The organism is Streptomyces sp. NPDC058741 (assembly GCF_042746715.1).
Lineage (GTDB): Bacteria > Actinomycetota > Actinomycetes > Streptomycetales > Streptomycetaceae > Streptomyces.
In genome coordinates this window covers 29,465-54,802 of sequence record NZ_JBHYQH010000036.1, presented here as the reverse complement: position 1 = coordinate 54,802, position 25,338 = coordinate 29,465, and the positions used below count along the sequence as shown (strand labels likewise).

Below are 25,338 nucleotides of genomic sequence, written 5' to 3'. Positions count from 1 at the left end.
GGCGCCCTCCCCCAGGCGCGGTCCCGCCCGACCCGGCCGCCGACACACCACCAGCCGCCCGCCGGACCGGCCGAAGGACCCGCCCGCGCACCGTCCCCAGCCCGCTCGCGCGCCCTCCCCCAGGCGCGGTCCCGCCCGACCCGGCCGCCGACACACCACCAGCCGCCCGCCGGACCAGCCGAAGGACCCGCCCGCGCACCGTCCTCCTCGTCGCCGGCAGTCGGAGGGGCTCCGGTGCGCGCGGGAGGCCCTACGCTCCCGTACGCACAGCCCGGACACCGGCCGGCCCCCAGGCCCCGCACGAGGTCGCGGCCCACGGCCTCACCCGGCTCCCGGCCCTCTCACCCGCCCTCTCACCCGCCCTCCCATCCGCCCCTCACCCGCCCCCACGTCCGAACACCGGCCCCAGCACCGCCTGCGCCGCGCCCGCGGCCACGACGCGGGCTGCCCCGGCCGTGACCCGCACCGGCACCGCGTCCTGGCCGGTGCGCACGGCCCGCTCCCGCAGGACGGCGCCGACCCCGCGCACGAAGGCCTCCGGGTGCGCCGCGACCGTACGGCCGCCCAGCAGGACCACGTCGATGTCGAGCAGCCCGACGAGGTTCGCCGCCCCGGCCCCCAGCACCCGCGCCGCCTCCGCCACGTCACCGCGCGCCACCGCGCCGAGGCACAGCGCCTCGAGGCAGCCGCGGTCGCCGCAGGTGCAGGGCGGGCCGTCCAGCTGGATCACCTGGTGGCCGAACTCCCCGGCCGCGGTCCGGGCCCCGCGGTGCACGCTGCCGCCGATCACCAGTCCGGCCCCCAGCCCCGTGCCGAGGTGCAGGTAGGCGAAGGAGCCGCCCTCACCCCCGGCGGCCAGGCCCAGCGCGGCGGCGTTGGTGTCCTTGTCGACGACGACCGGCACCCCCAGCCGCCCCGCCAGGGCCTCGCGCAGCGGAAAGCCGTCCCACTCGGGGAAACCGGTCACCCGGTGCAGCACACCGCGGGCGTGGTCGAGCGGACCGGGCAGGGCGACCCCCACGCCGAGCAGCGCACCGGCGCCGGCGCCGGGCAGCACCCGGCCCACCTCAGCGGTCACCGCGCCCAGCACGGCCTCCGCCCCCGCTCCCAGGTCCACCCCGGTCCGCCGCTCCGCCACCACGGCTCCGTGCAGGTCCGCGAGCACGACCCGCAGCTCGTCCCGGTCCAGGTGGACGCCCACCGCGTGCCGGGCCTCGGGGACCAGCCGCAGCACCGTCCGGGGCTTGCCGCCCGTGGAGGCCCGGCGTCCCGCCTCCGCCGCGAGACCGTCCTCCCGCAGCCGGGTGGTGATCTTGCTGACGGCCTGCGGGGTGAGCCCGGTCCGCTCGGCGAGTTCGAGCCGGCTGATGCCGTCGGCCCCGGCCGTGCGCAGCAGGTCGAGGACCAGCGCGGTGTTGTGGCTGCGCAGGGCGAGCAGGTTCGCCCCGGCCCCCGTACCGCGCATGCCCGCCCCTGTGCCCGTACCATCGTTCGCCCTGTTCACGCCGCCATTGTCCCCGGCGCTTGCACTTTGGCAACAGCGTTGCGAAAGTGGGGCCATGACTGGCACACCCCTCGGCACGCCCGGCACGCCGGGCACGTCCGGCACCCCCGGCTCGTCCCTCCGCGTCGGCCTCGTCGGCTACGGCCTGGCCGGCTCCGTCTTCCACGCCCCGCTGATCGCCGCCACCGAGGGCCTCGTCCTCGACACGGTGGTCACCTCGAACCCGGAACGGCGGCAGCAGGCCCGTGCCGAGTTCCCGGACGTACGTCTCGCCGGCACACCGGACGAGCTGTTCGAGCGGGCCGGCGAGCTGGACCTGATCGTCGTGGCGTCGCCGAACAGGACGCACGTGCCGCTCGCGACCACCGCCCTCGAGGCCGGTCTGCCGGTCGTGGTCGACAAGCCCGTGGCGGGCACGGCCGCCGAGGCCCGCGAGCTCGCCGCCCTCGCCGAGGAGCGCGAACTGCTGCTGTCGGTCTTCCAGAACCGCCGCTGGGACAACGACTTCCTCACCCTGCGCAAGCTGCTGTCCGAGGGCGAGCTGGGCGACGTCCTGCGCTTCGAGTCCCGCTTCGAGCGGTGGCGCCCCCGGCCCAAGGGCGGCTGGCGGGAGTCCGGCGACCCCGCGGAGATCGGAGGCCTGCTCTACGATCTCGGCAGCCATGTCGTCGACCAGGCGCTGGTCCTGTTCGGCCCGGCGGCCTCCGTGTACGCGGAGACGGACATCCGGCGCCCGGGCGCCGCGACGGACGACGACACCTTCATCGCGATCACCCACACGGGCGGCGTCCGCTCCCACCTCTACGTCTCCGCGACCACCGCCCAGCTCGGCCCCCGCTTCCGCGTCCTCGGCTCGCGCGCGGGCTACGTCAAGCACGGCCTCGACCCGCAGGAGGCGGCGCTGCGGGAGGGCGCGCGCCCCGGACCCGGCTGGGGCGTGGAGCCCGAGTCGCTGTGGGGCCGCGTGGGCTCCGGCGAGTCCCCGGTGACGGGTGGCGGCCGCGCCGAACCGACCCTCCCGGGCGACTATCCGGCCTACTATGCGGCCGTGGCGAGGGCCCTGCTGGAGGGCGCCCCGAACCCGGTGACCGCACGCGAGGCGGCCGCCGCCCTGGACGTCCTGGAAGCCGCCCGCCGCTCCGCCCGCGAGAAGACGACGGTGACCCTGTGACCCCCGAGAGCAACCCCTCCCACAGCCAGGAACCCACCCCGAAGTTCCACCCGGAGCTCACCCCGAGCCTGGAGGAGCTGGAACGGCAGGAACGGCGGCTGGTGTTCCGCCGGTTCACCCACGACGACGCCTGGGCGCTCGGCTCGCTGCTCGTCGAGATGGCCCGGGAGCGGCAGGCCCCGGTCGCCGTCGACATCCACCGCGCCGGCCAGCAGCTGTTCCACGCGGCGCTGCCCGGCTCCTCCCCGGACAACGACGCCTGGATCACGCGCAAGCGCCGGGTCGTCGAACGCTACGGCTCCGCCTCCTACCTGGTCGGCGCCCGCTTCCGCGCCAAGGGCACGACGTTCGAGGACTCCTCGCGGCTCGACCCCGGCACGTACGCGGCGCACGGCGGCTCCTTCCCGGTCACCGTCGAGGGCGTGGGCGTGATCGGCGCGGTGACGGTGTCCGGGCTGCCGCAACTGCAGGACCACCGGCTCGTGGTGGAGGCGCTGGAGCGGTTCCTGAACGGCCAGAAGGCTCGTGAAGATCTTGGTGAGCCTTCTAGCCGACCCTGACCACGCACTTGCCCCGCACCCCGCCCGCCTCCAGCGCCCGGTGTGCGGCCGCCGTCTCTTCCAGCGGGAAGACCGTGTCCACTGCCGGCCGCAGCTTCCCCTCCGTCACCTGGCGGGCGAGGTCGTCGAAGAGCGCACGTTTGGGGTTGAGACTGAAGAAGCGCACCCGGCCGCGTCCGTGGACGGCGCTGGCCGCGATGTAGCCCAGCGAGGCGGCGGGGCGCGTCAGATCGAAGGTGATGGTGACCATTCGTCCGCCGGGCTTCAGCATCCGCCGTACGGTACGCAGGTCGGTGCCCGCCGTGTCGAGGACCACGTCGAACAATCCAAGTTCCGCAGGGGACACGGTCCGGTGGTCGGCGGCGTGGTGGGCACCGAGCGTACGGACGAAGTCGAGGTTGGCAGCGCGGGCCAGGGCCGTGACCTCGGCGCCGTACGCCTGTCCGAGCTGGACGGCGGCATTGCCGACACCGCCGGCCGCGCCCCGTACGAGCAGCCGTTCGCCGGGGCTCAGTGCGGCCTTGTCGCGGAGAGCCGTGATGGCCGTGGTGGCCACCGGCAGCGCGGCGGCGGCCACGAGGTCGAGCCCGTCCGGGACCCGGCCGAGCCGCTCGGGCCGTACCGTCACGTACTCTGCGGCACTACCGAATCCGGAGCGGCCCAGGACGCCCCACACCCGGTCGCCGACCGCTACGCCAGTCGCGCCGGTGCCGAGTGCGGCGATTTCGCCAGTGAAGTCCAGCCCGATGCGCTGCGGGAACCTCCGGCCGGTGATGAGGCGGAACCGACCGGAACGGGCGGCCAGTTCGGCGCCGTTCACGCTGAACGCGTGCACCCGCACGAGGACCTCGCCGGGTGCCGGCCCGGGGCGTGGCACCCGGCCCACGTACAGCACCTCGGGGCCGCCGAAGCGGTCGAACAGTACGGCTCTCATCGTGCGGTCGTCCATCGTCTGCGTTCTCACCTTCGCCAGCAGTGGCCTTGCGGGGGATCGTGGCGCCGAGCGTAGGCTGGCAAACGGACGAGATCGTCCAGTTGACCGGAGGTGAGAGACAGCGGTGGGGGAATCCTCTCGGATCGCGGGGCAGGACAGTCTGCGGGCGGACGCCCGGCGCAACCGGCGGCGCATCCTCTCGGCTGCCCGCCTGGTTTTCGCCGAGCACGGCATCGACGCGCCCATGGCGGCCGTGGCCCGGCGGGCGGGGGTCGGCGTGGCGACGCTGTACCGGCGTTTCCCGACGCGGGACGCCCTGGTGCGGGCCACGTTCGCGCACCAGATGGACACCTGTGCTCGGGCGCTCACCGAGGCGCTGGCCGACCCCGATCCGTGGCGGGGCTTCCAGCGGCTGGTCGAGACGGTCTGCGAACTGCAACGGGAGGAACGCGGCTTCCCGGCCGCGTTCGTCGCGGCCTTTCCGGACAGCACGCGAGAGCACGCGCGAGTACAGGAACAGGCCGAGCGGGACTTCATGGCCCTGGTCCGCAGGGCTCAGGCGGCGGGCGCGCTGCGGGCCGACTTCCACCCCTCCGACCTTGCCGTAGCCCTGTTGTCCCACTGCGGTCTGGTCACGGCACTGCCGGATGACCGTGCGGCGTCCCGGCGTCTGGTCGCGTATCTGCTGCAGTCGTTCCGCGCCGATGCGGCCCATGGAACGCTGCCGGCGCCGAGCGCGCTGTCGCTGCGCAGTCTTCCGCTCGCGGCCCACGGCTCCCAGGGACAGCGGTCCCCCGGAGCCTGATACGAAGCGGCGCCAGAGCATCTGGCCCGCGCTGCTCGCCGGCACGCCTCCCACCTCGCGGCGACGGCCCTGTACGCGCGGAACGACTGGGGCGTGGACTTCGCGACGGTCGACCCCTTCAACGAGCCGGCCTCCACGTGGTGGACGGCCACCGGCACCCAGGAAGGCTGGCACATGGACCCGCCGGTCCAGGCGGCCGTACTGCCGCACCTGCGCGACGAACTGGACAAGCGCGGCCTGACCGGCATCCGGATCTCCGCCCCGGACGAGACGAACTACGACACGGCCCGCCCGACCTGGGCGTCCTTCGACGCGTCCACCAAGGCCCTGGTGTCCCAGGTCAACGTGCACGGCTACCAGGGCTCGGGCGGCCGCCGCGACCTCCTGTACGCGGACGTCGTGACGCCCTCCCGCAAGAAGCTGTGGAACTCCGAGACCGGCGACCGCGACGGCACGGGCCTGACCACGGCGTCCAACCTCTGCTACGACTTCCGCTGGCTGCACCCCCCGGCCTGGTGCTACTGGCAGGTCATGGACCCGTCGACGGGCTACGCGATGATCGCCTACGACGCGGGCACCCTCCAGCCGACCACCGTCCAGACCAAGCACTACGTACTGGCCCAGTTCAGCCGCCACATCCGCCCCGGCATGACGATCCTGGACACCGGGGCGAGCCACACGGTGGCGGCGTACGAGGCGTCGACGCGCCGCCTGGTGATCGTGGCGGTCAACACGTCCGCCTCCCCCCGGACCCTCACCCTCGACCTCTCCCGCTTCCCGACGGCGACGGGCGGCTCCGGGGGCGTCGTGCCGCGCTGGAACACGGTGACGACAGGAGGCGGCGGCCTCTGCACGGCCCACACCGACATCCGCCTGTCCGGCACGTCGGTGAGCGTCCCGTTCGCGGCGAAGTCGGTCCAGACTCTCCAGGTGGACGGCGTGACGATCTGAGACTGCGGTGATCGCGGACGGATCGCGAAGCCCTGGTGACGAGCGTGGGAACGGGCGGGTGGTCCGGCCCGCGCATCTCTCACGCTCGTCACCTCCCGGCAGTACGGTGTCACCCATGCGCCCCGACACGCCTGCCGAAAACGTCGACCACACCGCCGAGGCGGCACGCCTGGAGCGGACCGCCGGCCTGTACCCCGAGGACGCCGAGGCCCTGCTGCTGCGGGCGGCGGCCCATCTGGAACTCTCCGGCGACCGCCCCACCGCGACCAAGCTCTACGACCGCCTCCTGTCCTCCCCCGAAGGCCTCGACCACCCCCACCTGGTACGGGCCCTCAAGGCCTCGAACCTCTGGGAGTACGGCCACGAGGCCGAGGCCAGGGCGATCATCGACGGCGTCCGGGCGGCGGCCCCGCGGGACCCGGCCCCCTGGGTGATCGTGGCCGAGTCCCTGGAGTCGCACGACGAGCTGGAAGCGGCGCACGACACCTTCACGGAGGCCGTACGCCACCTCCTGACCGACGTGCCGCGGCCCCCGCAGCCGACCCACCCCCTCCTCTTGGGCCGCCACCGGGTCCGCCGCATGCTGGGCCGCGCCCACGACGAGTGGGACGCCCTGGCCGACTCGGTCCACCACCTGCCGGTCTCCCTGGACGAGCTCCACGACCCGAAGCGCGTCTGGTCCCTCGGCTCGGAGAACCCGGCGGAACTGGAAGCGGAGATCCTCCGCCTCCGCGCGGAACTGGGCGCCTACCGCGAGGCCCTCTCCCGCCCGTTCCCGGTGGCGATGCTCCACTGGCCGGCACAGGAGCTGACGGAACTCCTGGAGGCGTACCCGGCCCTCTCCGAGGAGTACCCGTCCCACGCCGACCACCTGGCCTCGATAGAGCGTTCCCTGCGCGAACTCTCCGCCTCGGGCACACCCAACCTCGGCATCGTCACCGGCACGGTCCCGTCCTACGAGGCCTTCGCGGCCTCGGAGGGTTCCTCCCCGGGCGACCCGACGCTCCTTCCGCAGTACGCGACGACGCTGGCGGCGAGGGGCCGGGCAGTGGCGTGGCCGCCGCAGGAGGGGGCGGGGTGCTGGTGCGGGTCGGGGCGGGCTTATGGGGAGTGTCACGGGGGCAGCGCCTGAGCCTGGACGACCAGCCTCAGGCGCCATCCGCCTCCGCCACGCTTCACCGGGCCGCTCACTTCGTGGGCGGCCCCCCGGCAGCCACCGGGCCACGTCTTCCCGTACCGCCCTCGCGTGTCAGCGGTTGCTGTTACAACTGATCCCTGTCGCCGAAGGCGATCGTGCGCGCACGAAACCGCAAAGCAGGGGGAGCAGGCGTGGCGGAAGCAAGGGACGGGTCGCAGCCGATCGCGGGTCTCTACGAGAAGCTGATCACCAGCGACGTCCAGCGGGACTTGGAGGCGCTCACGGCCGCCGGCTGGAAGGCCGTCGACGCCGAGGTCACCCCGCAGTCCGCCCCGCACGTACTGGCCCGCCACATCAGCGAAGCCGTCAGCCGGAGACTGAGCGAGCTGCGTCCCGAAGATCGAGTCGCGGTGGCGAACCGTGTCCTCGCGTCCCTGGCGGCCGACGCACCCGATCGCAGCGAGACGGCGACCGCGAGCACCGTCGTCGAAGGCCCTCGACAACTTCTGGCACTCGCCCGGCAGGAAGCCCCGGGGGTTTACGCACTGCGCCCCCTCACTCCGCTGTCCGAGACGTCACTGATCACGAACTCCCCGGAAGACGTCAGCCTCGGAGCAGAACTCAGGGCGGAGCTTGCCACCGCCGACCGCATCGACCTGCTCTGCGCGTTCGTGAAGTGGCACGGCATACGCGTCCTCGATGACGCACTGCGCGCCGCGAAGGAACGGGGGGTGCCGATCCGTGTCATCACGACCACCTACATCGGCGCGACCGACCGCCACGCTCTCGACCGCCTCGTTCGCGACTTCGGCGCCACGGTCAAAGTCAACTACGAGATCCGCTCCACTCGGCTGCACGCGAAAGCCTGGCTCTTCAGGCGCCACTCCGGCTTCGACACGGCGTACGTCGGCAGTTCCAACCTCTCGAAGGCCGCCCTGCTCGACGGCTTGGAGTGGAACGTCCGTCTCTCCTCCGTCGCCACACCGGCCGTACTGAACAAGTTCGAGGCGACCTTCGACGCGTACTGGAGTGACTCCACGTTCGAGACGTACGACCCCGACCGCCACAGCGAGCGCTTGGATCAAGCGCTGGCTCAGGCGAGCGGCAGCACCTCCACCACCGACTTGAAGATCAGCCTCTCGGGGCTGGAGGTACGTCCCTTCCCCTACCAGCAGGACATGCTGGACCGCCTCCGGGTGGAGCGCGAGCTGCGGGGGCGCGACCGCAACCTGCTGGTCGCAGCCACCGGCACGGGCAAGACCGTCATGGCGGCCCTGGACTACAAGAGCCTGTCCAAGAACTACGACGACCGCCGGCCGACGTTGCTGTTCGTCGCACACCGCAAGGAGATTCTCAAGCAGTCCCTGCGCACGTACCGGGAGGTGCTAGACGACCCCTCGTTCGGTGAGCTGCTCCACGGCGGCGCGGACCCGCACGCCTGGAGCCACGTCTTCGCCAGCGTCCAGTCACTCAACGTCCGGCGTCTTGAGGAACTGGCTCCCGACCACTTCGACATCGTCGTCATCGACGAGTTCCACCATGCCACGGCGACCACTTATCGCCGGGTCATCGACCACTTCGAGCCCAGGCAACTGCTCGGCCTGACCGCGACGCCCGAGCGGATGGACGGGCTCAATGTCCAAGACGAGTTCTTCGACGGCCGTATAGCCGCCGAGATGCGCCTGTGGGAGGCGCTTGAGAACGACCTGCTGTGCCCCTTCCACTACTTCGGCATTCCTGACGGCACGGACCTGACGAACCTCACCTGGCAGCGGGGCGCCTACGCAGACCAGGAGCTCGGGAATCTCTACACGGGCAACGAGGCACGCGCGCGCATCGTCGTGAAGCAGATCCGCGACAAGGTCTCCCGGCCCGGGGCGATGCGCGCCCTGGGCTTCTGTGTGGACAAGAGGCACGCCCGCTTCATGGCGGACTTCTTCCGAAGGGCCGGCTTCCAGGCCACCGCGCTCACCAGCGACTCCCCTGCCCCGGAACGGGCTCAAGCCCTCACCGACCTGAAGAGGGGCAAGCTGCAGGTCATCTTCTCCGTGGACCTCTTCAACGAAGGCCTGGACATCCCCGAGGTCGACACGCTCCTTCTCCTGCGTCCCACCAGCAGCGCCACGGTCTTCCTCCAGCAACTCGGGCGCGGGCTGAGGCGTACGGAGACCAAGCCCGTGCTCACCGTCCTCGACTTCATCGGGCAGCACCGAGCGGAGTTCCGCTTCGAGGAGCAGTTCCGGGCCATAACGAACCTCTCCAGGAACCGGCTCGTCGATCACATGGAGCGTGACTTTCCCCTTCTGCCCCCGGGGTGCCAGATCATCCTGGAGGGCAAGGCCAAGAACCTGGTGCTCGACAACGTCCGCACCCAGCTGAGCGCGAACGTCAGGTCCCTGGCCGCCGAGGTCAAGGCCTACGCCACACCGCAACTTACGGCCTACCTGCGCGAGAGCCGCAGGGAGATCAAAGAGCTGTACAGGAGCGGCCACTCCTGGACGTCTGTCCTGCGGCGAGCCGGGTTCATCACAGCGGCCGCTCCCCCCGGGGAATCGGACCTCCTCAAGCGGGTCCACGCGTTCCTGCACGTCGATGATCCCGGCCGGGCGAACGCGTACCTGGGTCTCCTGGCCGACGACGCACCCCGCTACGAGGACCTGGATCCCACGGAACAGGGCTACGCGCGGATGCTCTTCTTCAACCTGTGGGACAACGCAGGCGGCTTCACCAGCTACCAGCAAGGCCTCGACGCGCTCAGAGAGCAGCCCGCCGTCCGCGACGAGCTCCGCCAAGTGCTGTCCTATGTCATCGACCAGGCGGATCACTTCCCGCTTCCTCTCTCCGGCCCGCACAGCCAGCTCCCACTGAAGGTGCACTGCTCCTACAACCGCTCCGAGGTCCTGGCAGCCCTCGGTGTGGCGCGCTTCGGCGGTCAGATGCCCAGAACCTTCGCGCAGGGCGTCCAGTGGGTAGAGGACCTCCGGACTGACGCCCTCCTGATCACCCAGGAGAAGAACGAGAAGGACTTCTCGCCCACCGTCCGGTACAAGGACTACGCGCTGAGCCCCACGCTCCTGCACTGGGAGTCGCAGAGCGGAACGGCGGCGGACTCCCCAACGGGCTTGCGCTACCGGCACCACGCTGAGCGGGGCAGCCACGTCCTGCTCTTCATGCGCCGTTACAAGTACACCGACATCGGCAGGTCCCAGCCGTGGATGCTGCTGGGACCTGCCACCTACAAGGACCACACCGGCAGCAGGCCGATGGCGATCACCTGGCGCCTGCAGCACGCGCTACCGGCCGATGTGTGGTCGTATGCGGCCATCGCTGCCGGATGACGCCCGGGGCCTCTACGCCAGCCGTTCGCCGCGAAGCTCAGCGACGTTCAGCGCGTCCGTCAGGCATTCCGCCGTCCGGCGCAGCATGAACCAACACTCGTCCGCCGTGAGTTGGGGGCCGTCAAGCATGGCGCGCACAAGCCCCAGGACGACGGTGCCCGACTCAAGCAATTCGTTCTCGATTGCATCGCTCATCGCGGCGACCAGTCCGCCCGGCTGGCAATAACCCGTTCGTCCCTCGGCGCTGAGCGGCATACGGCGAAGCCCGGTCATGCCGACACCCCCAGGGAGTCGACGCCCATGGTGACGACTGCTGCCGCCGCTCGTCGGTCGAGCTGCCGTTCCCGCTGCCGCTCGAAGGCGACGAGATGGGGCCGGACGAGGGGAAGTAGGTCAGCTTCGATCACGTCGGCCGGGTGGGGCGCCCTGGGGGCATGCAGCGGACGGAGGGCACGGTGGGCGTCGAGGGCAGACGCAGGGCGGCGCTTCCCCCGGGCAGGCAGGAAGTAGCTCAGAAGTGCGGCCAGTAGGCTTCGCATTGGGTCGACTCCTGTTCAGTCGGCTCAGCCCCAGGTGTCGACCCTTGCCCGGTCGCCCTGGGGCGTTTTCGTTTCCGGCGGGTGCCGGGTGAGCCAGACTAGCCTACCTTGCTATAGCTCGCTATCACTAGCCGCACCTCACCACAGCGCGCAGCATTGATCTTGTGGACTTGGACCCGACCCGCGCGAAGTGGGTGCAGATCAGCGCTGAGCTTGAGCGGCGCATCGCCGCCGGGGCGTATCCGGCGGGGTCGAAGCTGCCCGGCATCCTGGCGTTGTGCGCCGAGTTCGGCGTCGCCCAGGTGACGGCGCGGAAGGCGCTGGCTGATCTGCGTGAGCGCGGCCTGATCCGCACCGAGAACGGCATTGGGTCGTTCGTCACGGACGGCGCCAACTAGCCTGCCTAATGGGCTAGATGGAGGACTAGGCTGCGCCATGCCATCGGCGACCGGACTCTGATGCGTGAGCAACTGGAACGGCTCCGGGACACTGCCGATCTGCCGAGTGTGACCTTGCAGGTCCTCCCCTTCGACTCAGGGACCTGCCCGACCACGGGTTCGTTCACCATGCTGGGCTTCCCGGCACCGGAGGATCCGGACATCGTGTATCGGGACGGCATCACCGATGTCGTGTACCTGGAAGGCGAGCATCATGTGCGTGAGTACACGAGGGCGTTCGACGGTCTGCGAGCGGCAGCCCTGAGTCCTCAACGCTCGGCCCTGTTGATCGAGTCGATCTCGAAGGATTACGCCCGGTGATATCTCCTGAGTCCGGCGGCAGCCGTCCGCTGTGGTTCACGTCGTCCTACAGCAACGGCGCGGGGGGTGAGTGCGTCGAGTGTGCGCTCGCCGACGACAGCGCTCTCGTCCGCGACTCGAAGGCGGCGGAGACGGAGGGGCAGGTGATGGCGGTGAGCGGCGATGCGTGGCGCTCCTTCGTCCAGACCGTCAAGCACGTCGGTGCGTAGAGGCCACACAGGCGAGGCTCGGCGTGTGCGCCCGCGCCCACGGTGGACAGGGATTCATGTACAGCTGCCCGCGTGCCACACCTTCGTTCCAGGAGCCTGCGCCAGACCGTCGCGGCCTTGGGAGTCCGGGCACGACCTCCACCCTTCACACCGCCTCAGGGGCCGCTCACCATCGACTCGGCCGGTCAGCCAAGAACGGCCTCCAGTTCGACGTGAGCGACACAGGCCGCACCCGCTTGGCGGAAGTCGAACGAGCCGTATCCCTGAGCGCCCGCATCCTGACCGACCGCACCCGCCCGGACGGCAGGGGGTGGGTGGGGAGGGCTGACCCGGAGGGGAACGAGATCTGTGTGGAGCGGGGGAAGCGGGGCTGAACGCCGGTTGTGCAAGCCGGGGTCTTCTTTCCTCATCGCCGATTCCCGATTCCTCGGAGAATCCGGGGGACGCGGGTGTCCTGTCGACCGACTTCCCGGTCTCGGGCTGGCGCGGGTCCTGGAGTCAACGCCCCGGGCGACGGTGCGACGGCCACCAGCGGTTCACACGTGTGCTTCACCGTGCTCACCGCGGGTGGCCGCCGTACGCCGGGGAGGGAGCTACGACCCCGGGCTCAGGTCCGCCCGGCCGAACAGGAGGGCGTAGCCGGGCGGGAGTTGGGCGAGGACGCGGGTCACCAGGTCGTCGCCGACGAGGGGCGGCAGCACGCTGAGGACGGAGCTGACGTCCCAGCGGGCCGTGGCGGGGGTGGCTCCCTCGATGCGGGCCGCGACGGAGTCGACGAACTCCGCGGCGGTCAGCCGGCGCGTGGCCGGGATCTGGGAGGCGACCACCTGGGCGGCCTCCTCGGGCAGGGCGCGGGCCAGGTCGACCCGTTCGTCGCCGATGACGTGACCGCCCAGGGCGGACAGGACGGTACGGGTGATCCGCTCGGCCTCGGCCCTGGTGGGGTACCGGCCCGATTCCCGTACCGCGTCGACCAGCCGGGTCCAGGCGCCGTCGTGGCCGTCGTGGCCGTCGTCGCCTGGGTGGGGTGGCGGGGTGGGGATCAGGGTCTTCGGGGCCGTGGGTGTCGTCGTCACACCGGGCTCCGTCGTCACGCTCATCTGCGGGTCTTCCTCCGATCCGGTCCTGCCTCGCGCCGCCGGGCTCCTGCTCCGGGGGCGCGAGGCGCGGGTGGGTGCTGCGGGCCGTCCCGCGCGGGGACGTCGCCGGGACGGCCGTGGTGCGTGGGCGGGCGGGTCAGTCGCTGATCTGCTGGCGCGTGTCGCCGCCCGAGATCCGGATGCGGCGCGGCTTGGCCTGCTCGGCCACCGGGATGCGCAGGGTCAGGACGCCGGCCTCGTAGGAGGCGTGGATGCGCTCGGCGTCCAGGGTGTCAGCGAGGAAGAGCTGGCGGGTGAAGGTGCCGGTGGGGCGCTCGGCGACCAGCGATTCCGCGCCCTCGGGGGCGGGGGACCTGCGCTCGGCCCGCACGTTCAGGACGTTGCGCTCGACGTCCAGCTCGATCGACTCGGGGTCGATGCCGGGGAGGTCGAAGTGCACGAAGAAGTCGTCACCGGAGCGGTAGGCGTCCATCGGCATGGCCGAGGGGCGGCCGTCGGGGCCGAAGACCTGCCGGGTGGGTCGGTCGAGTTCACGGAAGGCGTCCGTGCGCATGAGCATCACGGGTCACTCCTCTCCTCGGACGCTGTGTGCGATGCCCTACGGTCTGCGTCTTCTTATATAGCTCGGGGGAGGAAAGTTGACAAGCTCGGGCTCAGGTTGGGTGGGTTAGCCTCGTGCTCTCGTCGGCGTGCTCAGGAGGCAGAGATGGCTAAGGTTCCCAGCGCGGTGGTGGCCGCGAGCGGGCTCGTGGGCGGGTACGGTGTGGCCCGCTGGACCAGGCAGCGGCCGCTCGGCGGGGCCGTGCTCGCCGTGGCAGGGGTGGCGGCCGCCCGGCAGTGGCGGGAGCGGGCCGGTGGGGTGGCGGCGGGGGCGCTGTCGGCCGCGTACGTCGCCGCGTTCGCCGGGTCGCATCCGCTGGCGAAGAAGGTGGGGGCCTGGCCCGCCGTGTTCGGGGTGGCCGGGGCCGTGGGGCTCGTCTCGTGGGTGGTGGCCGACCGGCGGGGCTGACCCGGGCGCCGGGTTCCCGCGTCCTCTCACGTCCCCCGAACGCGAGAACCCGGCCCTGTCATCAGGGCCGGGTTCTTGATCGGAGCGCCGGGCAGGCCTTGCACCTGCATTTCCCCACAGGAAGTGGGGCGTCTTTCCTTGGACCACCAACGCATCGTCCGTCTGCCGGAGTTCGGCGTGTGGGCGCAGATCGACTATAGCGCAGGTTCCGGGGCCGTCGGCCACCCGGCCGAGGAGCGGGTGGGCGGCCGCCCCGCCGCCCACCCGCTCGGCCGGTGCCGGCTCTCAGGCCGTCGCCTCGCCGGTCCCGGGCCCCTGGGAACCGCTGCCGCGGACGCCGGCCTTGGCCTTGCTCGCGGCCGCCGTGAGCGGCTTGGCGATGTCCTCCAGGGAGCGGCGTTCCGCCTTGACCGCGAGGAGCGCCGCGACCAGGCCGGCCAGGCACATCAGGGCCGCGCCGATCTGGAAGGCGAGGGCCGTGTCGCCGGCCTTGCCGGTGCCCGTGAGGTCGGCGAAGAGCAGCGGGCCGCTGATGCCGCCTGCCGCGGTGCCGATGGCGTAGAAGAAGGCGATGGACATGGCGCGGGTCTCCATCGGGAAGACCTCGGAGACCGTCAGGTAGGCGCTGGAGGCGCCGGCCGAGGCGAAGAAGAGGACCACGCACCAGCACGCCGTCAGGGTGGTGGCGGTGAGCGAGCCCTGGTCGAAGAGCCAGGCCGTGCCGAACAGGAGCAGACCGGACAGCAGGTAGGTGCCGGAGATCATGATGCGGCGGCCGACCGTGTCGAAGAGCTTGCCCAGCAGCAGCGGGCCGAAGAAGTTGCCCAGGGCGATGACGGCGAAGTAGTAGCCGGTGCTGCCGCTCGGGACGTCGTAGAACGTCGTGAGGATGGCGCCGAAGCCGAAGGTGATCGCGTTGTAGAGGAAGGCCTGGCCGATGAAGAGCGAGAAGCCGAGGATCGCGCGCCTGCGGTAGTCGGAGAAGACCGTGCGGCCGATCTCCAGGAAGGACACGCTGCGGCGCTGCCTGATGGTGATCTCGCCCTCGGCGGGCGGCAGCGGCTTGCCGCTCTGCCGCTCGATCTGCTGTTCGATCCCGGAGACGATGCGTTCGGCCTCGTCGTCCCGGCCGTGGATGAGCAGCCAGCGGGGGCTCTCCGGGACGTGCCGCCGGACCAGGAGGATCACGAAGGACAGGACGGCGCCCAGGGCGAAGGTCAGGCGCCAGCCGACGTTCGCCGCGAAGAGGTCGGTGTCCAGGGCGACGATCGACAGCAGCGAGCCGCCCACGGCGCCCAGCCAGAAGCTGCCGTTGATCATGAGGTCGACGCGGCCGCGGTACTCCTTGGGGATCAGTTCGTCGATCGCGGAGTTGATGGCCGCGTACTCGCCGCCGATGCCGAAGCCGGTGAGGAAGCGGAAGAGGAGGAACCACCAGGTGTCGAAGGCGACCGCGGTGAGGGCGGTGGCGCCGAGGTACACCGCGAGGGTGATCATGAAGAGTTTTTTGCGCCCCCATGTGTCGGTGAGGCGGCCCCAGAACAGGGCTCCGGCGCAGGCCCCCGCCACGTAGAGGGCGGCTGCCAGGCCGGTGACCTCATCGGAGGTGATGGGCAGCCCGCTGCCGGGTTCCGACAGGCGGCTGGCGATGTTGCCGACGACGGTCACTTCGAGACCGTCGAGGATCCACACGGTGCCGAGACCGATGACGATCGTCCAGTGCCAGCGCGACCACGGGAGGCGGTCGAGGCGTGCGGGGATGTCGGTCGTCACGGTTCGGCCGGTCTCGGCGTGGGCGGTGGTCATGGGCTCCCTCCTCAGCGAGCGGAACCCGAGTCGGGTGCCCTGGACCGGCTAGTTCACGCCCCGCGCGCGCCCGGCCGGCGCGAGGGTCCCAGCACCGCCCGCACACCCTCCCCGCCCGGCCCGCGCGAGGATCCCGGCACCACCCACACACCCTCCCCGCGCACTCCCCGCCCGGCCCGCGCGAGGGTCCCGGCACCGCCCGCACACCCTCCCCGCGCACTCCGCACACTCCGTGCGGCCCCGGCGCCGCTCCCGGGCCGTTGCGGCGCCCGCCCGTCACGCGCCGAGCGCGTGCGACAGCGTGTAGATCAGCAGGCCGGCCAGCGAGCCGACCACCGTGCCGTTGATGCGGATGAACTGCAGGTCGCGGCCGATGTTGGCCTCGATCTTCCGGGTGGTGTGCTCGGCGTCCCAGCTCGCCACCGTGTCCGTGATCAGGGAGGTGATCTCCTTGCGGTAGGTGGTGACGACGTAGACGGCCGCGCCCTCCACCCACCGGTCGACCTTGTCCTGCACCTTGCGCTCGGCCGCCATCCGGGAGCCCAGGGACAGCAGGGAGGCCCGCACGCGCAGCCGCAGCTCGCTGCGCTCGTCCTCCGCCGCGGCGACGATCATGGACCGTACGGCCGTCCAGGCGCTGGCGATCAGGTCCTGGACCTCGCCGCGGCCCAGTACGTCGCCCTTGAGCCGCTCGACACGGGCGCGGGTGTCGGTGTCGGACTGCAGGTCGGAGGCGAAGTCGGTGAGGAAGCGGTCGAGGGCGCCGCGCGCGGGGTGGGCGGGCATGTCGCGCATCTCGGTGACGAAGCGCAGCAGCTCTTTGTAGACCCGTTCGCCGACCTTCTTGTCGACGAACCTCGGCGTCCAGCCGGGGGCGCCGCCCTGGACGGCGTCCATCACGGAGTCGCCGTGCAGTACCAGCCAGTCGTGGGCGCGGGCGACGACGAGGTCGACGACCCGTTTGTGGCCGCCGTCGGCGACGACCTTCTCCAGCATCTTGCCGATGCCGGGGCCGATCTCCTGGGTGTTGGCCCGGCGGGTGATGGCCTCGCCCACGACCGCTTGGACGTCGGAGTCGCGCAGGACGGTCAGGGCGCCGCGCAGGGCGGTGGACAGCTCGGCGGTCACCCGGTCGGCGTGCTCGGGCACGGCGAGCCAGGCGCCGAGCCGGGAGGCGATGCCGACGGCGCGCAGCCGCTGGCGCACGACGTCCTCGGAGAGGAAGTTCTCGCCGACGAACTCGCCCAGGGAGACGCCGAGCTGGTCCTTCTTGGTCGGGATGATCGCGGTGTGCGGGATGGGGATGCCGAGGGGATGGCGGAAGAGGGCGGTGACGGCGAACCAGTCGGCGAGCGCGCCGACCATGCCGGCCTCGGAGGCGGCGGCCACATAGCCCGCCCAGGCGCCCGCGCCGGAGTTCTGGGCCACCTTGGCGAGCACGTAGACCAGGGCCACGAACAGCAGCAGGCCCGTGGCGGTGAGCTTCATACGGCGTACGCCGCGCTGCTTCTCCTCGTCCGCCGGGCTGAAGGTCGTCATCGCGCGGTTCACCGCGGCGCCCGGGCGGGCATACTGGCCGCCGGCGCCGGTCTTCTGTTCCACTTTCGTCCGTTCCATCCGCTCCACCCGTTCGGTGATCCCGCACACATTGTCCCTTCCTGACCGACTCCTGGAACGGATCAGGAGTTCCCGGCGTCTGTCGGGAGGGAGTGTGTGCCACGGCGTCGTGTGAGCTCCCCCCCGGTCCATGACGCATCATGGGCACATCAGATCGGAGCCTTGGGCTCCCATCGCCCGAGGAGAACCGAACAGCATGACCCGAGGACGTGACGGGGGTGTCGGGCCCGCCGCGCAGCAGCAGGAGTCCACCGCCCCCCTCAGGCACCGCGCCCTCCTGGCCGTGGCCGTCGCAGCGATCGTGGCCCTTTCCACCGTCCTGTACATCGGCGTGGCGCCCGAGCACGGCGTCCGGGCGCGCGGCACCGCCGGCGACGGCCGCGCTCCCCACAACCCGGCCGCCCCCGCCTCCACCGGCACATGGGTCGGCACCTGGTCCACCTCCCCTTCGGGCGGCGAGCCCGGCACCGAGACGACCGGCATGGCGGACCGCTCGGTACGCAACGTCGTCCACACCAGCGTCGGGGGGACGAGTGCCCGCGTGACGCTGTCCAATCTCTACGGCCGGTCGCCGCTGAGCATCACGGGCGCGTCCATCGCCGTCGCCGCGGGCGGCGGCACGCCGGCCGCCGTTCCGGACACCCTGCGGCAGCTGACCTTCAACGGCGGCCCCGCGGTCGTGATCCCTCCGGGGCGCCAGGTGATGAGCGACGCCGTGCGCATCGCCGTCCCGCACGACGCGGACGTCCTGATCACCACGTACACGCCGGCCGGCAGCGGCGCGGTGACCTACCACCGGCACGCCCGGCAGACCTCCTACGCCGCCCAGGGCGACCACACGCGGGACACGACGGGCGCGCCGTACACCGAGCGCAGCGGGGCCTGGCGCTACCTGACCGCGCTGGACGTGCTGAGCAACGAGTCCGAGGGGACCGTCGTCGTCCTCGGCGACTCGCTGACCGACGGCATCACCTCGACCTCGGGCGCCAACGCCCGCTGGACCGACGTGCTCTCCGCCCGGCTGCGCTCGGAGATCGCCGCCGGGCGGGACCTGCCGCGCTACAGCGTCGTCAACCAGGGCATCAGCGGCAACCAGGTCCTGGCGGACGGGCTGGGCCGCCCCGCGGACAACCCCAGCGGGCTGAACCGCTTCGGGCGGGACGTGCTGGAACGCACGAACGTCAAGGTCGTCGTCATCGACCTCGGTGTGAACGACATCCTGCGCAACCCGCGCCTGGCCGACCCGCAGGCGATCCTGACAGGCCTGCGCACGATGGTCGGGCAGGCCCACGCGCGGGGCCTGAAGGTGGTCGGCGCGACCCTGATGCCGTTCCACGGCCACCGCGGCTACACCGACGCGCGCGAGTCGGTCCGCCAGACGATCAACGCCGAGATCAGGGCGGGCCGGGTCTTCGACGCGGTGGCCGACTTCGACCGGGCGCTGCGCGACCCCTACGACCCGCGGCGGCTGCGGCCCGACTACGACTCCGGCGACCACCTGCACCCCAGTGACAAGGGATACGCCCGGATGGCGGAGTCCTTCGACCTGGAGACGCTGAAGGGGTCGGCGCCGGCGAAGCTGTAGGGCGCCGCCACCGGACGGCACGCCTGCCGGCAGGCAGGGGGCGTCCTCAGTCGGTCTCCGGCCGCTCGGCCCCCCGCTCCAGCTTCTGCCGGCGGCGCTCCTCGCGGATCCGCTGCTTCTGCGCCCGCGTCAGCTTGCGCTGGACCCCGACGCCGCCCCAGAACGCGAAGCCCTTCACGATCACCCGGGGAGCGCCCGGATCCCCCGGCACGCCCTCCTCACGGTGGTCGAAGCCGCCCATGATCCCGATGCCGCGCACGACGACCTCGACGCCCGGCGGGACGATCACGTCCACCCCGCCCATGATCGCGACGGCGTTGATCCGGACCTCGCGGTCCGCGAAGTTCGCCTCGCGCAGGTCGATCTCCCCGCCGCCCCAGAAGGCGAAGCAGGTGAACCGCCGCGGCATCGTCCAGCGCCCCTTGCGCTGGAAGCCGGACATCACGGCCACGGCCCACGTCGAGGAGCCCTCGCCGCCGACGATCCGGTCCGGCCAGTCCGGCCCGGCGGACGGGTCCTTGCGCAGCGAGACCACCGGGGCGGTGACGCCCTCGGCGGGCAGGTCCCGGGTGAGCGGCGCCAGTTCCCCGTACGTCCGCGCCCTGTACGTCGCGTCCAGCCGCTCCTCGAACTCCGCCATGTCGAGACGGCCCTCCGCGAGCGCGTCCCGCAGGACCCCCGCGACCCGTTCACGATCGGCGTCGGAGGCACGGAGGTCCGGGACTGCGTCGTCGGTCATACACAGCAGCCTACGAGTTCACCCCGCCGCGGGCTACGAGATAGGCCGTTCGGCCCGCCCCGGCGGGGGTTCGGGGGCGTCCGCGAGGGAGTGCAGCATGTTCGCGATCACGGCCTCGATGTCCGGCTCCCGCACCGACAGGTCCACCAGCGGGTACCGGGCCGCGATCCGCGCCACCAGCGGCGCCGCCGACTGCGCCGCCGGGAACGCCAGCCACTGCCGGGGCCCCTCCACCCGGACGACCCGCGCGGGCGCCGGCGCCTCGATGGGCGGCAGCTCCCGCTCCAGGTCCACGACCAGGGTGCGCTCGCCCTCCCCCGCCTCGTGCAGCCCGGCGAGCGCCCCGTCGTAGACCAGGCGCCCGTGGTCGATGACCATCACCCGCGAGCACAACTGCTCGATGTCCTGCAGGTCGTGCGTGGTCAGCAGCACCGTCGTGCCGTGCTCGGCGTTCAACTCCCTCAGGAACGACCGCACCTTGGACTTCGAGACGACGTCCAGCCCGATGGTCGGCTCGTCCAGGTACAGCACCTCCGGGTCGTGCAGCAGCGCCGCCACGATGTCGCCGCGCATCCGCTGCCCGAGGGAGAGCTGACGGACCGGCACGTCCAGCAGGGGCCCCAGGTCGAGGAGTTGGACCAGCCGGTCCAGGTTCTCGCGGTAGCGGGCGTCCGGGATGCGGTACATGCGGTGCATCAGCCGGTAGGAGTCGACCAGCGGCAGGTCCCACCACAGGGTCGTGCGCTGCCCGAACACCACCCCGATGCGGTGCGCGAGGCGGGTCCGCTCACGGGAGGGGTCGATGCCCGCCACCCGCACCCGGCCCGCGCTCGGCGTGAGGATGCCGGTCAGCATCTTGATCGTGGTGGACTTGCCGGCGCCGTTCGGGCCGATGTAGCCGACCATCTCGCCGCGCTCCACCCGGAACGAGATCGCGTCGACGGCCCGCACCCGGCGCCGCTCCCGCCGCATGAAGCCCGTCCTGCGGCGCACGTCGAAGACCTTCTCGACCCCGTCGAGCTCGATGAACCCGCTCTCCGAACCGGTCAACTCAACTCCCCGTACTCCGATACGAACGAAGTCCCGCCCGCCACGCGACCCCCGCCAGCGCGCAGCAGACCACCGCCACCGCCGGCGACGCGAACGCCACCCACCCGGGCAGGTCCAGCGGATACGGCCGCCCCAGCACATAGGACGCCGGCAGCCAGTTGACGAAGGCCAGCGGCAGTACGAACGTCACCCCGCGCACCAGGTCCCGCCCGAACACGGCCGGCGGGTACTGCAGCAGCGTCGTCCCGCCGTAGGTGAACGCGTTCTGCACCTCCGAGGCGTCCTGCGCCACGAACTGGAACGCCGCCCCCGCCACGAACACCGAGCAGAAGATCGCCCCACCGGCCAGCACCATCACCGGCATCAGCAGCAGCTTCGGCGCCGTCCAGTCGATGTCCAGCGCCAGCAGCGCGTACCCCAGCACCAGCGAGCCCTGCGTGACCCGGCCCAGGCGGCGCAGGGCGAAACGGTCGGCGGCCACCTGAGCCAGCACCGGCGCGGGCCGCACCAGCAGCGTGTCCAGCGTGCCGTCGCGCACCCGCCGCCCCAGCCGCTCCATCGACCCCAGCAGCAGGTCGGCCAGCCCGAACGCCACACTCGACAGGCCGTACAGGAAGGCGATCTCCGGCAGCGAGAAGCCGCCGAGCGCGTCGACGCCGGAGAACATCAGGAGGATCGCGGCGAAGTCCAGCCCCGCCACCGCGAAGTTGGTGAACGTCGTCAGCGCGAAGGAGGTCCGGTAGGCCATCGTGGAGCGGATCCACATCGCGGCGATCAGCCCGTAGGCCCGCAGCCCCTCCCGCACGCCGCCGGGCCGGACGGTCCCGGCCCGCTCCCACCGGGTGTCAGCCACCCTGCACCACCACCCGCCGCGTCGCCGCCGACTGCAGCAGCCGCCCGGCCGCCAGCAGCGCCACCGCCCAGGCCGCCTGGAAGGCGTACGTGCCCAGCGGGTCGGCCTCACCGAGCAGGACGTCGGCCGGGGCCTGCAGCACCGACGACCAGGGCAGCACCCGCACGACGTCGCCGAAGGCGCCCGGGAAGACGTTCAGCGGCAGCATCATCCCCGAGCAGAACCAGCCGACGAACCACGAGATCTGGACCATCCCGGTGCCGTCGATCAGCCAGAACGCCGACAGCGCCACCAGGTACCGCAGGGCGAACCCGACCACCCAGGCCAGCGTCACCGCCACCAGGAACGCCGCCCACGCCGTCACCTCCCCGGGCAGCGCCAGCGGGAAGAGCAGCGCCCCGAACACGAAGGGCGGCACCCCCCGCGCGAACAGCTCGAACAGCGCCCGGCCCCCGTCGGCCGCCATCCACCACAGCTGCGGATCGGCGGGCCGGTACAGATCGACGGCGACATCACCCGTACGGATGCGCTCCATCAACTCGTCCTCGAAACCGCCGCCGCTGATGCCGAGCGTCTTGAACAGCCCCTGGCAGATCCACACATAGGTGATCGCCTGCGCCTGGTCGTACCCCCCGAGGTCCGGTCTCTCGTCCCACAGCGCGAGGTACGTGTACGCCAGGATCAGGCCGAAGACCGTGTTGGTGAACACCCCCGCCAGCACGGCCGCCCGATAGGTCGCGTACCGCCGGAAGCCCCCCGCCGCGACGGCCGCGTACAACCGTCCGGAACCCACATCCACCGCCCTTCCCGCCGCCTGCACCGAAGCGCAGGAGCGTAGTGGCCCAGCGATCGCGCCCGCCACGGGATTTCGCGCCGTTCCGGGACGCCGCGGGGCGAGCCCGCACCGGGCCAGACGGTACGATCCGAGGGGTCCGCGCGGGCCGAGGCGCCCGCGGCCGGGCGAGCGGCGTGGCGGCGGAACCGGCCGGGACGGCGGTGAGGGAGCCCTCGCGTCGGACCGGGTCCCCCTCCGTGCGCATGCCGCGCGGGCGAGATCGTGAGGCGGGCGGAGGTGTACGGCAGCGCGCTTCACCCCGCGCCCGCGTGCCCGCCCGCGCCGCCCGCCCCACGCCTCACGACACGGCCCTCGATCAGGGAACTGATCACCGGATGGGACAGTCTTCATCTCCGGGGCACACGAGCGAGCAGAGCCGTACGGGAACGACGTACGACGCGAAACAGGAGTCCGTGCACGACATGAGTGACGAGCCTCAGCCGCAGCAGCCGCAACCGCGCTGGGCGCCGAGTACACCGCAGGCGGACGCCGACGGCGACCCGGGCACGCCCGAGGGCACGACGGCCGGCACACCGAAGCGGACCGGCTGGCGCCGGATCATCCCGACGTGGCGCATGACGCTGGGCGGATTCCTCGTCGTCCTCCTGCTGCTGGCCGGCGGCCTCGTCCTGGGCTACTCGCTGGTGAAGATCCCGCCCGCCAACGCGCTCGCCACCCAGCAGGCCAACGTCTACCTGTACGCGGACGGCTCCGTCATCGCCCGCGACGGCGAGGTCAACCGGGAGAACGTCACCCTGCCGCAGATCTCCAAGGACGCCCAGCACGCGATCCTGGCCGCCGAGGACCGCGACTTCTACGGCGAGTCCGCCGTCGACCCCAAGGCCATGGTCCGCGCCGCCTGGAACACCGCCCTCGGCAGGGGCAAGCAGTCCGGCTCCACCATCACCCAGCAGTACGTGAAGAACTACTACCTGCGCCAGGAGCAGACGGTCACCCGCAAGGCCAAGGAGTTCTTCATCGCGATCAAGCTGGACCGCGAGGTGAGCAAGGACCACATCCTCGAGGGCTACCTCAACACCAGCTACTTCGGCCGCAACGCCTACGGCATCCAGGCCGCCGCCCAGGCCTACTACGGCATGGACGCCAAGGACCTCGACCCGGCCCGCGCCGCCTACCTCGCCGCCCTCGTCAACGCGCCCAGCCAGTACGACGTCGTCGCCCACCCCGAGAACCGCAAGGCCGCCGAGTCCCGCTGGAACTACGTCCTGGACGGCATGGTCACCAAGGGCTGGCTCAGCGAGTCGAAGCGGGCCGGCATGACGTTCCCCATGCCGAAGGAGTCCACCCTCTCCACGGGCATGTCCGGGCAGCGCGGCTACATCGTGCGGATCGTCAGGGACTACCTCACCGACAACAAGATCATCGACGGGAGCGAGCTCGACGCCGGCGGCTACCGCATCACGACCACCCTGCAGAAGGGCAAGCAGGACGCGTTCGTGAAGGCCGTGAACGACAAGCTGATGTCCAGGCTCGACAAGAAGAAGAACAAGGTCGACACCTACGTCCGCGCGGGCGGCGCCGCCGTCGACCCGAAGACCGGCAAGGTCGTCGCGATGTACAACGGCATCGACTACGTCAAGCAGTACACCCCCAACGCCACCCGCCGGGACTTCCAGGTCGGCTCCACCTTCAAGCCGTTCGTCTTCACCGCGGCCGTCGAGAACCACTCGGAGACCCAGGACGGCCGCGTCATCACCCCGAGCACGATCTACGACGGCACCAACAAGCGCCCGGTCCAGGGCTGGAGCGGCCAGCCCTACGCCCCCGAGAACGAGGACCAGCGCTCCTACGGCGACATCACCGTCACCGAGGCCACCGACAGCTCCGTGAACTCGGTGTACGCGCAGATGGCCGCCGACGTCGGCCCGCAGAAGGTCAAGGAGACCGCGATCGACCTCGGCGTCCCGGCCTCCACGCCCGACCTCGCCGACGGCCCCGCCATCGCGCTCGGCACGGCCACCGCCAGCGTCCTGGACATGGCCGAGGCCTACGCCACCCTCGCCAACCACGGCCGGCACGGCACCTACACGATCGTCGAGAAGGTCTCCAAGGCCGGCACCCCGGTCGACCTGCCCGAGCGGCGCACCCGGCAGGCCGTGAGCCGCGAGGCCGCCGACACCACCACCTCGATGCTGCAGAGCGTCGTCCGGAACGGCACCGCCTCCGCCGCGCAGGCCGCCGGCCGCCCCGTCGCCGGCAAGACCGGCACCGCCGAGGAGGACACCGCCGCCTGGTTCGCCGGCTACACCCCCGACCTCGCCACGGTCGTCTCCGTCATGGGCCAGGACCCCGTCACCGCCGCGCACAAGTCGCTGTACGGCGCGATGGGCCTGCCGCGCATCAACGGCGGCGGCGCGCCCGCGGAGATCTGGACGCAGTTCACCCAGGACGCGCTCAAGGGCAAGCCCGCCGAGGAGTTCGACCTGCGCATCCAGCCGGGCGCCGGCGCCTCGCAGGCCCCCGCCACCGAGAACCCGGCCGAACCGACCACCGGCGCCACGGACGACGGCGACGACACCACCGGCGGCGAGGAGACCGGCACCCAGACGCCCGAGCAGACCCCGAGCGCCCCCGAGGGACAGACCGGGGGGCAGACCGTCGGCGGCACCACCACCGGGGGCACCACCGGCGGCGAGCCCCCCACCGGCGGCAGCACGACGGACGGCGGCACCACCGACGGCGGCACGACGGACGGGGGCACCACCGACGGCGGCACGACCACGGGCGGCGACACCACCGACGGCGGCACGACCGGCGGACCGACCGGCCCCGGCTGGGGCGTCGTCCCGCAGGGCGCGCGCCGCGAGTAGACCGGC

The 25,338-nt window shown here is 71.9% G+C and carries 22 protein-coding genes and 3 pseudogenes; 13 read left to right on the top strand and 12 right to left on the bottom strand.

Translation table 11 applies throughout. The features are described 5' to 3' along the window. Nucleotides 1–376 precede the first annotated feature (376 nt). Nucleotides 377–1,465 carry an ROK family protein gene (locus tag ACFW6P_RS24630; RefSeq protein WP_386348747.1) on the bottom strand — a complete coding sequence of 363 codons (1,089 nt, stop codon included), beginning with the start codon at nt 1,463–1,465 and terminating at the stop codon, nt 377–379. A gap of 94 nt (nt 1,466–1,559) precedes the next feature. Between ACFW6P_RS24630 and ACFW6P_RS24625 the strand changes: the two genes are divergently transcribed. After that, nucleotides 1,560–2,675 (top strand): Gfo/Idh/MocA family oxidoreductase, encoded by a 1,116-nt coding sequence (locus tag ACFW6P_RS24625; protein WP_386348395.1) that lies wholly within the window; start codon nt 1,560–1,562, stop codon nt 2,673–2,675. Further along, the gene (locus tag ACFW6P_RS24620) at nt 2,672–3,235 is read left to right on the top strand and encodes a heme-degrading domain-containing protein (RefSeq protein WP_386348397.1); all 564 of its coding nucleotides are present in this window, start codon (nt 2,672–2,674) and stop codon (nt 3,233–3,235) included. The genes ACFW6P_RS24625 and ACFW6P_RS24620 overlap by 4 nt, the downstream gene beginning before the upstream one ends. Here the strand turns inward: ACFW6P_RS24620 and ACFW6P_RS24615 are convergent. Beyond that, nucleotides 3,222–4,184 carry an NAD(P)-dependent alcohol dehydrogenase gene (locus tag ACFW6P_RS24615; RefSeq protein ID WP_386348400.1) on the bottom strand — a complete coding sequence of 321 codons (963 nt, stop codon included), beginning with the start codon at nt 4,182–4,184 and terminating at the stop codon, nt 3,222–3,224. The two genes, ACFW6P_RS24620 and ACFW6P_RS24615, sit on opposite strands and share 14 nt — an antisense overlap. Nucleotides 4,185–4,293: 109 nt before the next feature. Between ACFW6P_RS24615 and ACFW6P_RS24610 the strand changes: the two genes are divergently transcribed. The 4 genes and pseudogenes from ACFW6P_RS24610 (at nt 4,294) to ACFW6P_RS24595 (ending at nt 10,401) form a co-directional block, all read left to right on the top strand. Next, nucleotides 4,294–4,974: a TetR/AcrR family transcriptional regulator gene (locus tag ACFW6P_RS24610; RefSeq protein ID WP_386348403.1), complete on the top strand. Its 681-nt coding sequence runs from the start codon at nt 4,294–4,296 to the stop codon at nt 4,972–4,974. A gap of 36 nt (nt 4,975–5,010) precedes the next feature. Then, nucleotides 5,011–5,925: pseudogene (locus ACFW6P_RS24605) on the top strand (beta-1,6-galactanase); the annotation flags it as partial. A gap of 115 nt (nt 5,926–6,040) precedes the next feature. Continuing rightward, entirely contained in the window at nt 6,041–7,057 is a 1,017-nt protein-coding gene (locus ACFW6P_RS24600) for an SEC-C metal-binding domain-containing protein (protein ID WP_386424798.1), read from the top strand. A 197-nt stretch (nt 7,058–7,254) separates the two neighbouring features. Then, a complete protein-coding gene (locus ACFW6P_RS24595; protein WP_386424796.1) occupies nt 7,255–10,401 on the top strand; it encodes a DUF3427 domain-containing protein in 3,147 nt (1,048 codons plus the stop codon). Nucleotides 10,402–10,413: 12 nt separating this feature from the next. On the opposite strand, the gene ACFW6P_RS24590 is transcribed toward ACFW6P_RS24595, so the two are convergent. Continuing rightward, on the bottom strand, nt 10,414–10,674 hold the full coding sequence (locus ACFW6P_RS24590; RefSeq protein ID WP_386348409.1) for a hypothetical protein: 261 nt from the start codon (nt 10,672–10,674) through the stop codon (nt 10,414–10,416). Continuing rightward, nucleotides 10,671–10,808: a hypothetical protein gene (locus ACFW6P_RS24585; RefSeq protein WP_386348412.1), complete on the bottom strand. Its 138-nt coding sequence runs from the start codon at nt 10,806–10,808 to the stop codon at nt 10,671–10,673. The genes ACFW6P_RS24590 and ACFW6P_RS24585 overlap by 4 nt, the downstream gene beginning before the upstream one ends. Before the next feature lie 296 nt (nt 10,809–11,104). Between ACFW6P_RS24585 and ACFW6P_RS24580 the strand changes: the two genes are divergently transcribed. The 4 genes and pseudogenes from ACFW6P_RS24580 (at nt 11,105) to ACFW6P_RS24565 (ending at nt 12,281) form a co-directional block, all read left to right on the top strand. After that, the gene (locus ACFW6P_RS24580) at nt 11,105–11,338 is read left to right on the top strand and encodes a GntR family transcriptional regulator (RefSeq protein ID WP_386348415.1); all 234 of its coding nucleotides are present in this window, start codon (nt 11,105–11,107) and stop codon (nt 11,336–11,338) included. A 30-nt stretch (nt 11,339–11,368) separates the two neighbouring features. Continuing rightward, nucleotides 11,369–11,698 (top strand): annotated as a pseudogene (locus ACFW6P_RS24575) (DUF5753 domain-containing protein); the annotation flags it as partial. Then, nucleotides 11,695–11,907, top strand: coding sequence for a DUF397 domain-containing protein (locus tag ACFW6P_RS24570; RefSeq protein WP_386348418.1), 213 nt, complete (start codon nt 11,695–11,697; stop codon nt 11,905–11,907). The pseudogene ACFW6P_RS24575 and the gene ACFW6P_RS24570, both read left to right, overlap by 4 nt. 56 nt (nt 11,908–11,963) lie before the next feature. After that, nucleotides 11,964–12,281, top strand: a complete 318-nt coding sequence (locus ACFW6P_RS24565) for a VOC family protein (RefSeq protein WP_386348421.1) — start codon at nt 11,964–11,966, stop codon at nt 12,279–12,281. Between the two features lie 219 nt (nt 12,282–12,500). Here the strand turns inward: ACFW6P_RS24565 and ACFW6P_RS24560 are convergent, their stop codons facing one another. Together ACFW6P_RS24560 and ACFW6P_RS24555 are read right to left on the bottom strand one after the other, a co-directional pair. Next, a complete protein-coding gene (locus ACFW6P_RS24560; RefSeq protein ID WP_386424794.1) occupies nt 12,501–13,007 on the bottom strand; it encodes a DUF2267 domain-containing protein in 507 nt (168 codons plus the stop codon). Between the two features lie 136 nt (nt 13,008–13,143). Beyond that, entirely contained in the window at nt 13,144–13,566 is a 423-nt protein-coding gene (locus tag ACFW6P_RS24555) for an Hsp20/alpha crystallin family protein (RefSeq protein ID WP_386348426.1), read from the bottom strand. A 147-nt stretch (nt 13,567–13,713) separates the two neighbouring features. On the opposite strand from ACFW6P_RS24555, the gene ACFW6P_RS24550 reads away from it, so the two are divergent. Beyond that, entirely contained in the window at nt 13,714–14,016 is a 303-nt protein-coding gene (locus ACFW6P_RS24550; protein WP_386348428.1) for a hypothetical protein, read from the top strand. Between the two features lie 285 nt (nt 14,017–14,301). Here the strand turns inward: ACFW6P_RS24550 and ACFW6P_RS24545 are convergent, their stop codons facing one another. After that, nucleotides 14,302–15,822, bottom strand: coding sequence for an MFS transporter (locus ACFW6P_RS24545; protein WP_386348430.1), 1,521 nt, complete (start codon nt 15,820–15,822; stop codon nt 14,302–14,304). A gap of 276 nt (nt 15,823–16,098) precedes the next feature. Continuing rightward, entirely contained in the window at nt 16,099–17,439 is a 1,341-nt protein-coding gene (locus ACFW6P_RS24540) for a DUF445 domain-containing protein (protein ID WP_386348432.1), read from the bottom strand. Between the two features lie 196 nt (nt 17,440–17,635). On the opposite strand from ACFW6P_RS24540, the gene ACFW6P_RS24535 reads away from it, so the two are divergent. Beyond that, nucleotides 17,636–19,024: an SGNH/GDSL hydrolase family protein gene (locus tag ACFW6P_RS24535; protein WP_386424792.1), complete on the top strand. Its 1,389-nt coding sequence runs from the start codon at nt 17,636–17,638 to the stop codon at nt 19,022–19,024. A 55-nt stretch (nt 19,025–19,079) separates the two neighbouring features. On the opposite strand, the pseudogene ACFW6P_RS24530 reads toward ACFW6P_RS24535, so the two are convergent. The 4 genes and pseudogenes from ACFW6P_RS24530 to ACFW6P_RS24515 form a co-directional block, all read right to left on the bottom strand. Next, nucleotides 19,080–19,763 (bottom strand): annotated as a pseudogene (locus tag ACFW6P_RS24530) (DUF1707 domain-containing protein); the annotation flags it as partial. Nucleotides 19,764–19,796: 33 nt separating this feature from the next. Beyond that, the gene (locus ACFW6P_RS24525) at nt 19,797–20,813 is read right to left on the bottom strand and encodes an ATP-binding cassette domain-containing protein (RefSeq protein WP_386348438.1); all 1,017 of its coding nucleotides are present in this window, start codon (nt 20,811–20,813) and stop codon (nt 19,797–19,799) included. A 1-nt stretch (nt 20,814) separates the two neighbouring features. Next, a complete protein-coding gene (locus ACFW6P_RS24520; protein WP_386348441.1) occupies nt 20,815–21,666 on the bottom strand; it encodes an ABC transporter permease in 852 nt (283 codons plus the stop codon). Beyond that, nucleotides 21,659–22,465, bottom strand: a complete 807-nt coding sequence (locus ACFW6P_RS24515; protein WP_386348444.1) for an ABC transporter permease — start codon at nt 22,463–22,465, stop codon at nt 21,659–21,661. Before ACFW6P_RS24515 ends, ACFW6P_RS24520 begins: the two co-directional genes overlap by 8 nt. Nucleotides 22,466–22,923: 458 nt before the next feature. On the opposite strand from ACFW6P_RS24515, the gene ACFW6P_RS24510 reads away from it, so the two are divergent. Beyond that, nucleotides 22,924–25,332 carry a transglycosylase domain-containing protein gene (locus tag ACFW6P_RS24510; RefSeq protein WP_386348447.1) on the top strand — a complete coding sequence of 803 codons (2,409 nt, stop codon included), beginning with the start codon at nt 22,924–22,926 and terminating at the stop codon, nt 25,330–25,332. Nucleotides 25,333–25,338: the final 6 nt, after the last annotated feature.

What these genes read in the sequence shown, in the direction of transcription:
- ACFW6P_RS24630 (WP_386348747.1), bottom strand. Translation starts at nt 1,465, where the DNA reads ATGCGCGGTACGGGGGCCGGGGCGAACCTGCTCGCCCTGCGCAGCCAC.
- ACFW6P_RS24625 (WP_386348395.1), top strand. Translation starts at nt 1,560, where the DNA reads ATGACTGGCACACCCCTCGGCACGCCCGGCACGCCGGGCACGTCCGGC.
- ACFW6P_RS24615 (WP_386348400.1), bottom strand. Translation starts at nt 4,184, where the DNA reads ATGGACGACCGCACGATGAGAGCCGTACTGTTCGACCGCTTCGGCGGC.
- ACFW6P_RS24600 (WP_386424798.1), top strand. Translation starts at nt 6,041, where the DNA reads ATGCGCCCCGACACGCCTGCCGAAAACGTCGACCACACCGCCGAGGCG.
- ACFW6P_RS24590 (WP_386348409.1), bottom strand. Translation starts at nt 10,674, where the DNA reads ATGACCGGGCTTCGCCGTATGCCGCTCAGCGCCGAGGGACGAACGGGT.
- ACFW6P_RS24565 (WP_386348421.1), top strand. Translation starts at nt 11,964, where the DNA reads ATGTACAGCTGCCCGCGTGCCACACCTTCGTTCCAGGAGCCTGCGCCA.
- ACFW6P_RS24560 (WP_386424794.1), bottom strand. Translation starts at nt 13,007, where the DNA reads ATGAGCGTGACGACGGAGCCCGGTGTGACGACGACACCCACGGCCCCG.
- ACFW6P_RS24555 (WP_386348426.1), bottom strand. Translation starts at nt 13,566, where the DNA reads ATGCTCATGCGCACGGACGCCTTCCGTGAACTCGACCGACCCACCCGG.
- ACFW6P_RS24550 (WP_386348428.1), top strand. Translation starts at nt 13,714, where the DNA reads ATGGCTAAGGTTCCCAGCGCGGTGGTGGCCGCGAGCGGGCTCGTGGGC.
- ACFW6P_RS24545 (WP_386348430.1), bottom strand. Translation starts at nt 15,822, where the DNA reads ATGACCACCGCCCACGCCGAGACCGGCCGAACCGTGACGACCGACATC.
- ACFW6P_RS24540 (WP_386348432.1), bottom strand. Translation starts at nt 17,439, where the DNA reads ATGGAACGGACGAAAGTGGAACAGAAGACCGGCGCCGGCGGCCAGTAT.
- ACFW6P_RS24535 (WP_386424792.1), top strand. Translation starts at nt 17,636, where the DNA reads ATGACCCGAGGACGTGACGGGGGTGTCGGGCCCGCCGCGCAGCAGCAG.
- ACFW6P_RS24510 (WP_386348447.1), top strand. Translation starts at nt 22,924, where the DNA reads ATGAGTGACGAGCCTCAGCCGCAGCAGCCGCAACCGCGCTGGGCGCCG.